This is a genomic window from Neobacillus sp. YIM B06451 (genome assembly GCF_032667185.1).
Lineage (GTDB): Bacteria > Bacillota > Bacilli > Bacillales > Cytobacillaceae > Bacillus_D.
In genome coordinates, this window is record NZ_JAVFKJ010000001.1 from 708,950 (window position 1) to 723,601 (window position 14,652).

13 protein-coding genes are annotated in these 14,652 nt (G+C 40.2%); 7 read left to right on the top strand and 6 right to left on the bottom strand.

The annotated features are described in order from the left end of the window. Positions 1-89 precede the first annotated feature (89 nt). The 5 genes from RB160_RS03475 (at position 90) to RB160_RS03495 (ending at position 4,533) form a co-directional block, all read left to right on the top strand. Positions 90-827 carry a TraX family protein gene (locus RB160_RS03475; RefSeq protein ID WP_316568807.1) on the top strand — a complete coding sequence of 246 codons (738 nt, stop codon included), beginning with the start codon at positions 90-92 and terminating at the stop codon, positions 825-827. A gap of 21 nt (positions 828-848) precedes the next feature. Then, positions 849-2,024 (top strand): hypothetical protein, encoded by a 1,176-nt coding sequence (locus tag RB160_RS03480; RefSeq protein WP_316568808.1) that lies wholly within the window; start codon positions 849-851, stop codon positions 2,022-2,024. Between the two features lie 132 nt (positions 2,025-2,156). Next, positions 2,157-3,017 carry a hypothetical protein gene (locus tag RB160_RS03485; RefSeq protein WP_316568809.1) on the top strand — a complete coding sequence of 287 codons (861 nt, stop codon included), beginning with the start codon at positions 2,157-2,159 and terminating at the stop codon, positions 3,015-3,017. A gap of 639 nt (positions 3,018-3,656) precedes the next feature. Continuing rightward, on the top strand, positions 3,657-3,851 hold the full coding sequence (locus RB160_RS03490; RefSeq protein ID WP_316568810.1) for a hypothetical protein: 195 nt from the start codon (positions 3,657-3,659) through the stop codon (positions 3,849-3,851). Positions 3,852-3,969: 118 nt separating this feature from the next. Further along, on the top strand, positions 3,970-4,533 hold the full coding sequence (locus tag RB160_RS03495) for a hypothetical protein (RefSeq protein ID WP_316568811.1): 564 nt from the start codon (positions 3,970-3,972) through the stop codon (positions 4,531-4,533). Between the two features lie 344 nt (positions 4,534-4,877). Here the strand turns inward: RB160_RS03495 and RB160_RS03500 are convergent, their stop codons facing one another. The 6 genes from RB160_RS03500 to RB160_RS03525 all read right to left on the bottom strand — a co-directional run bounded on the left by RB160_RS03500 (position 4,878) and on the right by RB160_RS03525 (position 12,010). Beyond that, on the bottom strand, positions 4,878-5,669 hold the full coding sequence (locus RB160_RS03500) for an STAS domain-containing protein (protein ID WP_316568812.1): 792 nt from the start codon (positions 5,667-5,669) through the stop codon (positions 4,878-4,880). Between the two features lie 166 nt (positions 5,670-5,835). Further along, a complete protein-coding gene (locus RB160_RS03505; protein WP_316568813.1) occupies positions 5,836-6,486 on the bottom strand; it encodes a hypothetical protein in 651 nt (216 codons plus the stop codon). A gap of 170 nt (positions 6,487-6,656) precedes the next feature. Continuing rightward, on the bottom strand, positions 6,657-7,301 hold the full coding sequence (locus RB160_RS03510) for a response regulator transcription factor (protein ID WP_316568814.1): 645 nt from the start codon (positions 7,299-7,301) through the stop codon (positions 6,657-6,659). 11 nt (positions 7,302-7,312) lie between these two features. Beyond that, entirely contained in the window at positions 7,313-9,364 is a 2,052-nt protein-coding gene (locus tag RB160_RS03515; protein ID WP_316568815.1) for a sensor histidine kinase, read from the bottom strand. A gap of 319 nt (positions 9,365-9,683) precedes the next feature. After that, complete coding sequence (locus tag RB160_RS03520; RefSeq protein ID WP_316568816.1) at positions 9,684-10,082, bottom strand: GNAT family N-acetyltransferase; 399 nt, start codon at positions 10,080-10,082, stop codon at positions 9,684-9,686. 203 nt (positions 10,083-10,285) lie between these two features. Then, positions 10,286-12,010 (bottom strand): PucR family transcriptional regulator, encoded by a 1,725-nt coding sequence (locus RB160_RS03525; RefSeq protein ID WP_316568817.1) that lies wholly within the window; start codon positions 12,008-12,010, stop codon positions 10,286-10,288. A gap of 205 nt (positions 12,011-12,215) precedes the next feature. Between RB160_RS03525 and RB160_RS03530 the strand changes: the two genes are divergently transcribed. Further along, entirely contained in the window at positions 12,216-13,109 is an 894-nt protein-coding gene (locus tag RB160_RS03530) for an oxamate carbamoyltransferase subunit AllH family protein (RefSeq protein ID WP_316568818.1), read from the top strand. Next, complete coding sequence (fdrA, locus tag RB160_RS03535; RefSeq protein WP_316568819.1) at positions 13,106-14,650, top strand: acyl-CoA synthetase FdrA; 1,545 nt, start codon at positions 13,106-13,108, stop codon at positions 14,648-14,650. Before RB160_RS03530 ends, fdrA begins: the two co-directional genes overlap by 4 nt. Positions 14,651-14,652: the final 2 nt, after the last annotated feature.

Below are 14,652 nucleotides of genomic sequence, written 5' to 3' on the forward strand. Positions count from 1 at the left end.
TTTGTCGAAAAAAGAAGTTTAATGTCTTTGTTTCTAAGGAATAGTAATAGTTAGTGTAACGGAAATATAGCAAGATGGGAGTGTAAGGTTTGGAAGCCAATAACACAAGGACATGGACGTCAGATACGATTAGTATTGGAGCGTTGGATGCGAATGCCATTAAAGTTATTGCGATTATCGCAATGATCGTTGACCATACGGCTATCTGGCTCGTAGCGAAGGGGACAACGCTGGACATTGTTATACATACTTTTGGAAGACTCGCCGCACCTATTATGTGTTATTTAATCGCTGAAGGATACCATTATACGTCAAATTTAAAAAAGTATAAGAAACGCCTGTTTATTTTTGCGGTGATTTCGCACTTCCCTTTTGTACTGTTTCTAGGGCTGGAATGGTGGCAGGCGACAAGTGTCATCTGGTCCTTATTGATGGGGCTCGTTGCCTTGGGGATAAGCAAAAGAGAAGATATTCCCCTTGGCTTAAAAATAGCGCTAGTTGGTGTATGCTGCCTGCTCGCCTACACCGCAGACTGGAATTATATCGCTGTATTGTGGGTTTTGTTTTTCGGTATATTCAGGGGAAATTTCAAAATGCAAATGACGAGCTATGCAACGATTGGGACGGTTTTCTATATTATCCCTGGCATCGTTTCAATGGGCTTCGATTCCATTTTCCGCTTTGGGATTTTTCTGGTCATTCCTTTGTTGGCCTTATACAATGGGGAGCGGGGCAAAAAATCGAAATTGATTCAATGGACATTTTACGTTTTTTACCCGGCGCACCTGATTATTTTGTATCTTTTTAGACATGTTATTTTTGGGTAGTAGAAATTGAGGAGAAGGTTGATGTTTAATTGCAAAAATAAGTCTCTGCTTGCTTTATTGATGGTTATCATCCTTGCTCTTGCAGCTTGTACAGCAAAACCGGACGGCGAGCGTTCTGGAAACGATCGACAAACACCGCCAGCTGCAGAGGATCAAGAAACCAATTCAAATTCATCAAAAAAGGAACCCGCCGAAAAAGTAACTGTGGAAAGTAAACCTTATCAAGGTGAACTGGAACTCCCAATTGAAGGTGCAACAGGCTATACATCTGTAGCACTGGAATTAAAGGCCTCGGCAAATCCTGATGCAAAGACAATTGAAACAATGAAGGCTGGAACAGCTTTTGAAATCGTAAGGGAAGAAGGGGATTGGTGGTTCGTAAAACGGGGGCCTTTATCCGGCTGGCTGCCGCATCAATATTGTTTTATCAATCTGCCCGACGTCATTCCTTCAATTGTTTATGACAACACGAATACATATTCTTCAAAATTTGTGTCATCAGTCAAGGAAATTCCCACTATTTCCAACCGGGCCTTATATCCAGGGAAGACATTTAACAAGCGGCTAGGAAAAGAAGAATATATCATGCCTGTTCTTTACACGATGGCGAAAAAAATCGACATCGCTCAACAGCATGCATTGAAAGAAGGGGACTCCCTCAAAATATATGAAGCGTTCAGGCCTTTTACGGTGCAAATGGCAGTTGTCAACGGACTGAGTGCCTTGGCAAAAAAAGACCCTGAAGTGATGGCGGGAATCAATACCCAGCCATGGGACATCACCTGGTTTATTACAAATGGTGTTTCAAATCATCAAAAAGGGTATGCCATCGATGTGAGTTTAGTGAAAGTTAATGAAAAAAAAGAGGTGCCGATTGGCGATTACACCGTAACCATTATTACCGATTATACGGAGTATGAGATGCCGACACCGATTCATGAATTGAGCGGGGCATCGGCGATTTTTACTGCTCCCGTATCATCGAGGTCAGCAACAGCCTGGAAGAATGCGACGTATACCAATTCCATGAATGAAGCTGCCATGAAATTACAGACCTATTGTACAAGCGCCGGACTTAGCCCGCTCGCTTCGGAATGGTGGCACTTTAACGATTTGGAAGCAATGAATGAAATCGCCGACAATCCCGGAGAGGGAAAGTTTGTTTTGACTGAAAGTTATAGTAAGAGCGGAGATTGATTGTTTTCCAAAATCTTTAATTAAACTAACTAAATAACGGCATAAACAGTGGGAGTAACAGTATCCCACTGTTTTAGTTTGGAGGAAGGAGACACGATTTAATTGCGAGATCGCGATTTCTGGGGTGAGGTTATGAGTAAAAACGAAAATATTGTATCATTAAAATCGGATTTTAACCTTAGGGGATTTTTTGATTTGGATGATGAATACGAAAAGATTGATTACTATAGTGAGCCAGAAAAATTGGAGCATAAGCTGGGTCAAAGGGTAAGAGATAAATTTTATGTTATTTACGACGGGGCCACGATGCGAACATTTGTAGGTGTAGATCATTCTGAAAAGAAGACCTTTACTGAAAAATATATAATCAATCATGGTAACTATATAAAAAAAGACACTGAGGACTATCTTCCCACTTTTGCTTATATCCATTTAATGAACACTGTTTTCGGAGATGGGAAAATATATGGAGCGGGGCACTTTTTTGAAGAGTTTTCTCTTAAGGATAAAAGAAGGTCTGTGTACTTTCCAGAAAAAACAACAGTGAATCTTGATTGGAATGGCCATTCACCGAACCGAGATTCTATGAATGTGATTAGAACTTTTGAAAAAAACTTTATTGAAGGGGAAACCGGGGAGTATATTTGGGAATCAACTTTTAAAAAAGAAAGTCAGATTACCGATTCTACGAAGATAAAAGTGTTGTGTAAGCATATTCAGAAATCACCAGTTTATATATTTTTTGACAGGGGCGATTCATTCCTTCCAGTAAGCCATAGAAGAAATGCCGTCTACTCTGTTCCCTTTAATGAAATTGTCCGCCATGAGTTAGAAATAGCGATCAATGGAGAATATTTGCCAAGTGATTTCTGTGTTTTTGATGAAAGCTACTCTTGGTTTATTGTTTCATCCCACTTCCAATTAGGTGATCATGAAGGTGAACACTATATAGTCGGAGGAACATTACTTCATGATCTTAGTAAACTACTTTAGCCCCATATTATAATCGCTCCAACTTAAGAGTGGAATGTTCTTGAAAACATGGTGATCTCTTTCAACAGAAGGCCAAACATCCGGCTCTTGGGGCGTTAAATGAAGTTTTAATGGAGGCTTATATAACATAAGGGGCAGGTTAGTGAAAGAAGGGATTTCCTCTTTTTGGGAGAATTTATAAAGTAATTAGAATAAGGGGCGCAATAACTTGGAATTCTTAATGATCTTTAGCTTCCACTTCTTTATTATGGGTTCACTTGTAATGCTCTTAAGCGGACTAATAAGTTTCATTTTGCCTAAGATTACGGTTTTCATCTTAGTTGTTTTACTAAGTATGTTAATAGGCTATACCTATTCAGTGGTTTATGGGGTAACTAATTTTGCTTTGTTCTCCGTGATATTAAACGGAATCCTTTCACTTCTAGCTGTTGGATTGGTGAAGACATACTTTTACTCGAAACAAAAAGCAACAGAAGAAATTAATGATAAATATTAATAATAAAGTTCATTATGTCCTGCTTAAAGTGGCAGCTTTTTATTTAACAGCGGTGCAGGTCAGATTAACCCCCTTTTTGTTGAAATCCTTACGAACGGGGCAGTTATGTAAAGGAAGAGTATTGTAGAGAAGAGGAATGGAAATTGGATAAACAAAGAACTTTCTTTTATGGGTTGATTGTTGGTTTTGTATTATTGATTTTACCTATACCTCATTTTTTCTTTTGGCAAGACGTTACGGATATTGTAGAAGCAATATTTCGATATAGTGGATTTGTTTTGATGGTAGTTTGCGGAATTCCTTTGATTTTTGATGTCTTTAGGAATTTTGTTAAATGAATTTTCACTAACTGGTGCCAATGCTCGAGATCGTGCAGCTTGTTCGACTAAAGGTGCAGGTTAGTACAAAAAAGGAATTCAATAAAATGTATTAATGTGGTTTTAAGGGGGAGTTCACTTGTCTATATTAGACTTTCTATTTAATAAAGAATTAGTATATACGGCAACAAATCACATTGATTATTTTAAAGTAGCCCAATTATTCAAAAATGGAGGCTTGAAATATAAAGTAAAGAAACAATCCCCTAATAGTTCACCTTTTCAACCGTTTAGTGCCGATGAATTTAGAAAACCTGTTATTTACGATTTTTATGTTCATAAAAATGAACGGCATCTTGCCCAAAAGTTGCTTTCCACATTAAATGAATCTAAATCATTAGGGTTATCCAACAAACGAGGCATGTTAGCTAAACAAAAGGAGTGTCTCAAAATGGAAATTGATTGGGAGGAAGTTAATTTAATTATTCAGGAATGGTCCAGCAAGAAATCCCTTGAAATGTCTCCTGAAGATGCTGCAAAAATTAGCTTTTTGATTGATGAGATTTACAGTTTTCCTGATAACCAAAAAACAGTAGTTGAGTCAGGAGATTTTTTTTGGAAATATCTTTATGAGAAATATCCTAAGTTATCTCCTGATAGTATTGGGCGTTTAGTTTATAGATTCTGCTTCATGAATAGATAAATGCATATTTAGAAGTGGAGGGGAAAATAGCCAATATTTAAGGAGGCTATAGCGAATGTTTTCATACGTTATTACTCACTTGTAAAGAATTGTACTTTCATGGATGGCTAACGGGACTAATCTTTAACAAAGTGCTACTATAAAAATGGTCGGAGCCATTATGCTTCGAGCTTTTTGAGTGCAAATTTTTACTGTTAAAGTGCCTGCAATTCAACTGCGAATTAACTGCGAAAAGCACTGCTATTTCGAATTTTATACTTCAAAACCGCACCAGTTTCCAATCAAGGGGCCTGTTTTTTTATCAACACTATAAATGCCCTCCCAATTGGAAGGGCATTTCGCCTTTATTTGTGCAAGTTCAATTCTTTCATTGCATACATGAGGCCGCTGTTCAACGACCCGAACGTTTTGATCTCACTTAAGTTAATGCCTAATCCGATGATCGTTTGGGCGATTTCGGGCCTCATTCCGACGATCATGCATTCTGTTCCTAACAATCTGGCAGCCGTGGTGGAGTTCATAAGAGACTGTGCTACAAAGGTGTCGATTGTCGGGACTCCGCTTACGTCCAAAAAGACAATTTCAGCCTTATGTTTTTCAATTCCCCTTAGAAGGCTTTCCATGATTGTGGTGGCCCTTCGCTCATTGATGTTCCCGACCAACGGCATAACGATGATGTGATCAAAGAGTTGAATTGCCGGCGCGGACAATTCCTGGATGGTTTGTTGCTGCTGCGAAAGGGCATTTTCCCAATCATTTGAACAATCGTTTACAACCTGGGAGATGATCGGGTCGAACCAACGGTCAATCTCGTAATAAACTTGAAGAACTTCCTCTTTTGTTAAATCTTCCTGAAGCAGCGTTTTTAAGGCAATTCTCCGAAACCCCTGAAAACCATAAGTTAGAAAATTTAATGAGCCATTGAAGTCCATTAATTTTGAATAAAAAGCACTTAAGTCAGATGAGGAGTCGGTGTCGACTTTTTTAATGCTTTCAAAAATAATATCAAAAAGTTCAGTTGCCAAAATCCCTTCCGTATACTCGGGTTTAGGAAGGGCATGATGTAATTCAATCTTCCAATCTGCCAAAAGCCTCTCTCGATGTTCATTTAAAATTTCAATAATTCTTGTTCGCATTTTCTACCTGCCCTTAAAAAAATTGTTAGATATAATCCTAGTGAATTTACCCGTTTTTGGGTTTATGTAACCATTTTTTCAAAGATGGAACAAAAAGGAACCCAAATCTTTTTTTTCGATGCAAAAAGGACCAATTGAATGGTCCCAAACCGTTAAAAACATTCAGTTACTGATCGGGCGTAAGTGCGAGGGCAGGCTGCTTGTTAAACGTGTCGGTGATTAACCTTACTCCAAAGAGAGCGAATACGAGATAAAGATACGCCGGAAAGTTAAAGAATCCAAAGAGGGGCGCGATGATAAAAACGGGAACCAGAAATGCCAGCATGAGCGCCATCCAACCTGGATACGTTTTCGCTTTCCAAAAAACTACGGCTGACCAAAGCGGGCCAATCAGGCTCAGCAGCAGCAAGAAGTTTAAAAACCCAAAAGGTTCTTGATCGTAAATCGTCGTTACGGCCTGGAAAATTTCCTTTTCACCGTTCACATCCGCCAGCACATGAGGATAGGTGGCCAGCCTTATAACCGGCTGTATCACGTCAACGACCAGCAAACCAATGAACATGAGGGGATATCCGGCCCATCCCCAGAGCGATAAGGAACTGGATTGCCTGATGAACAGTGCTGCCAAACAAAGCAACACGACTGGAACCCCAACCAATAACAACGTATCGGAAAGCAGCGATTGCGAAATAAAACGCTCGATCCCACTATTGTTTACTGGCGGCTGGGGCTTCAGTAAATGGCCAATGACTACCGCGATGGACCCTAATACCATAAATGCTCCGCTTACCCGAAAAAAATGATTGGAAAACTTCATTCTCTCATTCTCCCTTTATTGAAATTTAAAATACCGTAGTAGGAGGTCAAAATGTAATCCGGTATTCCATAATTCAAAATTATCATCGGGTATAACCCGTTGTCATGGGAGCCATTACCCGATACAGTCGGGAACTTTACGGGACCATTACGGGAGCAATTCATAAATTTTTAAAACTTCCGGCCCATGCCTTCATTTCTTGCCTGTTCAATGGCTTCGGCACGGTTTGCCACCTGGAGCTTGTTGTATATATTCGACAGATGATTCCGGACTGTTTTTAAAGAAATACCTAATTTCCTGGCTATTTCGGGATTATCTTTGCCGTCCACAATCAATTCCAAAATGTGCCGTTCTCTTTCCGTTAATTCCGGAAAAATAAGGGTTTCTTTTAATTGTCCGGTCCGAAAATAGGATAAAAGCCTGCCTGCGATTTGTGGACTGAAGATCGATTCACCATTAGAAACCGCGCTGATTGCCCGCAATGTTTCCGTACGGTTTGCACCTTTCAATAAATATCCTCGCGCGCCCGCCTTTAGCGCAGCAAATACTAAGTCATTGTCATCAAACATCGTCAAAACCAGAATCCCGATTTCAGGTTTTCGGCGGGTTATCGACTGGATGGCGTCGATTCCATTCAAAACCGGTAAATTTAAATCCATTAAGATGACATCCGGATTCAGCCTGTCCGCCATCTCAATCGCTTCTTTCCCATTCGTGGCTTCCCCAATCAATTCCGCATCATCAGTTGACTGGAGCAATGTCGCAATCCCTTCCCGAAACAGCGGATGGTCATCCACAACCAGTATCTTTATCATTTATTCCACCTCTATTGAATTGGTATTTTTGCAAAAACCTTTAAACCTCCATCAGGCAAGTTCTCTATGATGGCCGTTCCTCCAAGCTCTTCCGCGCGCTCTTTCATCGAATGGAAACCAATGCCTTTTTTAAAAGTCTCATCCGATATTCCGATGCCGTTGTCCACAATTGTCACATGCAAATTCTCATTTTCAGCATCTATCGTAATGGAGCACTCATTTGCGGACGAGTGGCGGACCACATTCGTAATGGCTTCCTGTGCAATCCGGTACACCGCTATTTCGGCCGCAGCCGGCAAAGCGGGCAAGGGTTCCGGAATCGAAACTACAGAAAAGTTTATTTCTGACTGGCTATAGTGGTTGCACATTTCCCGAATTGCTGCAACTAAACCCAGTTCATCGAGGACAGGGGGGCGAAGGGAATAGACCAGAGTTCTGATTTCTTCAATCATTTTCTTTAATTGGTTCCCGGTCTCATGGATAATTTTCGCGGTGCTTTCAGGCTTCGCTTCGATAAACGACTCCGCTACATCCAGCTTCATTTTTATGCTAGCCAAACTCGGTCCTAACCCGTCGTGCAAATCCCTGCGTAATCTTCTCCGTTCTTCTTCCCTGGCCAGGACAAGCTGGCTGCGCGACCGCTGCAAATCCTTATGGAGCAGAATCGATTGGGCAACAATACCAACCTGTTGCGCCAAGCCATCAAGAAGTCTCATATCCGACGGCCTAAATGGTTCATGCGAATCCCGGCTCGAAAGCAATAATGAACCGAGCCGATTCCCCTGATAAAAAAGAGGAATTTCCCTGTCCACTTCACTCGGTTTTCCGAATGAGGCAGCTATATACGAGGTTTCCTGTTCAATAAGCCGAATCGCCACATACGGTATTTTCAAGGTTTTCGCCAATGTCGTAACGACCAATGGAAGGACCTTTTCCATGCTGCTTGCGGCCGTTAAGATGGAATTCAACTGGGTCAGGATGAAAAGGGGATTATCCCTGTCCCCATACACAAGGCGGTTCACAAACGATTGAAGTTTTACTTTTACAGGCTGAAAACAAAAAGCAATGATACCAGCAGTGATTAAGGAGGAAATCATTCTATCCTCTTCAACGATATACAGGCTCAAGACACTTACGCTTACGCTGTAAAAAAGGACGACCAGGATACTGAGAATCCCGTAAAGAACCGTACGATGAATGATGATATTAATGTCCCATAACCGGTATTTGAAAATGGCAAAACCGATGGATAAAGGAATCAGTATTGAACTCAATGCGTAGACGAATTCTGTTGCCATTTTTAGCGAAATGCTAAGAGGCCCAACGAAATTCAACAGCAGCAGGGCAATCACGTACATGATAATACTGTATACATACCACTTCATTTGCTGCCGTATAATGGCATCAGATCTTTTCCTGTATCGATAAATTTGTGAAAAAATCAAAATGACATGGAAGGATATCCAGAAAAATGCCCCAAGCCAAATGGGCCAATTCTCCACGTCCATAACGCTTCCTTTAAAATAAACCGAAAAGACACCGACCATGATCCAAAACAAGGCGATGGCAACGGTCCATCTAGGGACAAACTTCCCATCCGGGAGCAAATAGAACAAAACAAGGTAGGTAGCGCCGAAATTACTAATAAAATGGTACATGATGAATTGCGTTGGATGATCTGCTAGAAAATTGTAGGAAAGGCCGATTCCCAATGAAAGGAATACGAGGGAAACGTAGAGGTTAAACCAAGGCTGTTCTTTACGAAAAAGCAAAAGGGATGAAACGCTAAAATAGACAAGCACTTTCACGATTTCGAGGAAAACTTTAAAACCCGCGAAAGCATCAAGGGACAGTCCTAATTGGCTTAACTGCAGTGCTTCTTCGAGGTTAAGCTGTCCTGTTTCGAGGCAAATCTTCTCATCCCCGCATACGGAACTATACGTTTCAAGCCGAAAAGGAAAATCTAAGATAAAAAAATAAATCGCAAAACAGGCGGTTACCAGCCATATAACCCGTGTTAGCCAACGTGTCTTAGTTTCCTTTATGAAGGCAAACGTGCTCATATCGAATCTCCTTCAACGGTCCAGTCTAGTAAAACTTAAATCATTCTATTCAAAAACAAAGATAATAGAACTTCCGGAGTCATTTTATTCTTTTTTGATAGAGAGTAATAGACTTGGCTATCCGGGACAGGCGTTTGTTTTTGGCAGGTGGATTTTTGACTAGGTAAGTCCACTCCCACCGATAAAATAAAATTGGCTGTTCAGAATCTACAGTATTCAGCAGCACCCGCCAAAGTGCGGAGTTACAAGCCTCTGGTAAGAAACGCCCAAAGCATCATTGCTAAGGGCGTTTTCTTTTTAAAAATATATGCTTTTGTAGTTAAATCCCCGACTGCCTGTCATAATTCCTGAAAAGCATACCGTTAGACCTGAACATCCCAACCTTTTCGTAAAAAGGGACGAGGTCGTCTTCACAGCATAGGTCGATCATATAAATGCTACCGAGCTGTTCGAGCATCCGTTTGACAAGTTCTTGGCCAATACCTTTTCCTTGGTACTCTGGCAGCACTTCGAGGAAGGGGATGTAGGCGGAAAGGACGCCGTCACTGATTGCCGTAATGAAACCGACAACTTGTTCATTCTCTAGGGCAATCACAATATGGCTACTGTTCTGAAGCAGCTTCAAGTGCATTTCCGGGCTAGGCGGATTCGGCCAGCCAACGAAAAAACCGTGCAGCATATCAGGGGTAATACCCTCAATCGTATGTTTGTAAATCATCTTATCAACTCCTGTTTTTTTTAAAAAAAGACCGGGAAGTTGATAAAAATCAATTGTAGAGTAACAAAGCAAATGCCTCCAAACATTAAGCGCTATACAAACCAATTCGCCATCGGGCATAAAGTTCCTGCTATTTAAAAAATTCGAGGCAATATCCAGTGTATCCCAACCCCATGATTTTTAGGTTGAAGATCTTTTTTCCCTTAGTTAATTTCATCCAAATCATTCATTTGTATATTTTTGTTCAATAATCTCAAGATCCTTAAGCCTAATTGGAGTTGTAAAAGCTCATCGGGGTTTTTCAAATCACTGTTCAATATCTCTTTGATCTTTTCAATTCGGTATATGAGTGTATTTCGATGTAAAAACATCGCTTTAGCCGTTTCGCTTATGTTGAGATTGTTGTTAAAAAAGTTTTCCAAAGTAGCGATATAGCTTGTCTCATGTAATCTGTCATGGGCATAAACCGGGCCAAGGCTTTTTAGGAAAAATTCTTTTAATTCCTTATCGTTAATATTGGAATCCAAGAAATGATAAACAATATGATCTTCAAAATGGGAGATGCCGCCTTTTTCATCAAGCCTTTTCATAAGCCTGATTGATTCATTCGCTTCTGAAAAACTTTTGTGGAGTGAATGAATGGTATCGTATTGACTGCCAATCCCAATTAAGAACGTTGTATGTGGGACATGCTTAGTAAGAATTTCGAATAGGCCATTACCGTATTTTTTGACTTCTTCAACGGAAATAGTTGGTCTAGTTTCATGTTGGCCTATTAAAACGATGATGCGATTGTTTCTATGGAAACATGTGATCTCTCCAACAACTAAATTGGAATGTTCATATACTAACTCTACACATTTCCGTGCCTTATTTTCCAAATGTACTTTCCTTGCAATGAAATCCTTACTGACATTGAGTTCCTGAGAGTCAATGTTTACCACCATACAAAAATACTTGTATTGAAAATTTAATCCATGTAATTCACTTAATGTCTGTATAGATTCACTTGAGGTTATTTTTCCTGTTAATAAATCATCAAAGAAGTCCTGCCTGATTCTTAATTTCACTTCCTCGATTTCCTTTGCTTTAATTCTTTCAAGTGCCATTATCGTAGACGCTTGTTCTAAATTAATATAATCAAATTCTGTGAGCTCCCGTACCGTTTGCCAAACAACAATATAGCCATAGAGTTGATTAGAGACCGCAACAGGAAGAATCCGGCACTTAATCTCCATGCCTTCTAAGTGATAAATGCGTTTGATTGATTTTTTCATCTCGCTGAAATTAGTAGGAATTGACTCAATGAATGATTGATTGAAAACCTTCCTGTTTTTCACCAAATCAAGGCAGTAAGCTAATGGTACTTTGTTATCCTGGTGTTCCGTGTGATGTAAAAGCTTCCAGTCCCGATCTACAAAAACAATTGGATTCCCTATAGTCTCGGATAGTAGGGAAGAAATTCTTTCAATACCCCCGCCTTCGAGGGTAATTCGAAAAAATAGGTTATGCATATCCAAGGTTTTTCGATTCAACAAATCATATCTTCCAGATGCCTTTTCATTAATAATTGCAATAACCCTTGAGAGAGTATATTCAAATGGCAATTCAATGATTGGTAACCCAAGCCTATTGGCCTCATCAATCATATTCTGTGGAATCTTATCGAAATAACGTTTCATTTTAACAACTAGCCCGGCACAATTAACTTCAGATAATTCTTTAATAATACGTTTCTGAACATCTTCATTATCCTTAAAAATATAACCTGTCGATAAGAGCAATTCATTTGGTGAAAGCCAGTCAAATGCTTCGGGATTCTCTATGATATTCACAATGGAAATTTCATTATCCATACCCTTTTCGCCCGCAACAATTTTAATTCCATCGATTGCCTTAATTTCAAACAAATCTCTAACTGTTAGCATTTTCCCTCACTCCCTTGTCAAAATTTTATCACATATCATTAGGCAAGTTGCACAAGGGAATTGAAATCTTTTTGGTGTTGTTAAACAGTGATATGATAATGCATCGAACATAAAATGAGATTGTAAAGCAATTGCTTAAAGATTTTTCTGAACTGTTCACATATTAAGGAAACCTATAAATATGGAGGGGGATCTATTAAAAAAAGTGGCACGATTGAGAAATGCAAAATCTGGTGATGTGGGGTTTATAAAGCAAATTAAAGATTCAAATTTTAGCGGTTTTATACACAGCACCTTTCATCGGACCGCCAATATTAAATGCTACGAAAATGATGAGCTTTATACCATTGCTTGTAACCAAATAGACAATGGCCCTAATACGCTTGTGATTGAAGAGGAACGATTGGATGACATCGATTTAGCCATCAATGCTCCGGTATTTGCTGAAAATGCAAGGTTAACGGTCGGCAATCAACTCGTTATCTCGATTGAAAAGGCAAGCTTGTGGGAAAGCAAGTTACCTGATTTTCCTGCCAATCTTGAGATATTCTATAATAATTTATCAAAAATGAAAGAGTATATTGACCTTCATGGCAAGGGCGGGGGAGTAAAAAAAAGAACTCAGGCGCAAAGCCCTTTTGAAGCGGAATTGTCCAAAATGCTAGAAGAAAGGATTTTCATCCTTTGCGAAGCGATTTTGAAAAAAGATATTTCGAAGGCAACGGCGAGCGCGATCCGACTAATTGGTCTTGGTTCCGGTTTAACGCCGTCGGGGGATGACTTTCTGGTAGGGCTATTTACTGTCTTGAATATTCCCAATAGTCCGATTTTTGAGTATCGAAGACTAGCGGATCAAGTCGTACGGGACGCCACATCCCTTACAAATGATATTAGCTTTATGGCTCTTAAAAAAGCATCAAAAGGACATGTAAGAGAATCAATGAACCATTTAGTAAAGTCTATTTTCACTGGTGGAGATGAGGAGTTTATTCTCTCTTTAAATAAAGTCTTATCCATCGGCTCTACTTCCGGAACAGATATCGCATTAGGTATTTACTACGGATTAGAAGCTAATAGAAAAATAGGAGGCCAAGCATGACTATAAAAGTATTAATCAAACCAAACACATATTTTGATTCCGTTTCGTTAATGTCCTTATCAACGAAGGCTAATCAAGTTGAAGGCGTTGATCAGGCAATCATCGCAATGGGAACGGAAATGAACAAAGAGGTAATCCGTAACGTTGGATTAATGACGCAAGAAGTTGAGGAAGCAAAAACAAGTGATCTTATGATTGTCGTGAAGGCAGAAACAGATGAACTTTGCGAAAACGCTTTCGTTGAAATTGAAGAATTGTTAACGAAAAAAGAACCTTCAGGCGGAAAAGGAGAGGTGAAATATTCAACGATCTCATCAGCTGCAACGAATATTCTTGAGGCCAATTTAGCCCTCATTTCAGTTAATGGGGCGTATGCAGCCAGGGAAGCGAAAAAGGCACTGGAAAATGGCCTTCACGTTATGCTTTTCAGCGACAACGTAAGCCTTGAAGAGGAAATCGAGCTAAAGAAGCTTGCGCATGAAAAAGGACTTCTGATGATGGGGCCGGACTGCGGAACTGCGATTATCAACAACGTTGGGTTGGCATTCGCCAATGCGGTAAGAAAGGGAAGCATTGGCATTGTTGGTGCATCTGGAACAGGCAGCCAGGAAGTGAGCGTGCGCATTCATGAATTTGGCGGTGGAATCTCCCAATTAATCGGCACAGGCGGCCGTGATTTAAGCGAGGAAGTTGGCGGATTGATGATGCTTGATGGCATTCGGGCTTTGGAAGCCGACGAGGCAACCAAGGTAATCATTTTAGTATCGAAGCCACCTGCACCGAGTGTGGAAGACAAAATTTGTGATCAAATTAAACAATGCTCGAAGCCAGTCGTTGTCTGGTTTATTGGCGGAAACGAAGAAAAGGTCACAAAAGCGGGCGGCCATTTTGCAAAAATGTCGAAAGAGGCGGCGCTGAAGGCTGTTTTATTAACAGGAGCCGATGAAAGCAAGATTAATAAAAAAGCATTGAACATTCCATTGATTAATGAAGTACGTGCAAAGTTAACACCTGAACAAAAATACATTCGCGGATTATTCTGCGGCGGAACGTTATGTGACGAAGCCATGTACGCAGCAATGGAAAAGTTTGATAACGTCTATAGCAACATTCAAAAGAACCCGGATTATCTCTTAAAGGACCTTAAAGTCAGCCAGGAGCATACCTTCATTGACTTTGGTGATGATGAATTTACAAAAGGGAAGCCACATCCGATGATTGATCCATCTACCCGGATTGAACGATTTAAGGAAGAAGCGAAGGATCCGTCTGTTGGGGTAATCGTGATGGACTTTGTTTTAGGCTTCGGTGCAAATGAAGATCCAGTCGGGGTGATGGTTCCACACATTATCGAAGCAAAACAACAAGCAGAACAAGAAGGAAGGCACTTGGAAATCCTTGGATACATTCTTGGAACCGAGTTGGACAAACAAAACTATCAGGAGCAAATTGATAAATTAATAGCTTCAGGGGCAACGCATGCATCCAGCAGCCAAAACGCCGGGTTATTAGCTCGTGAATTCGTAGTGAAAGGAGAATAATC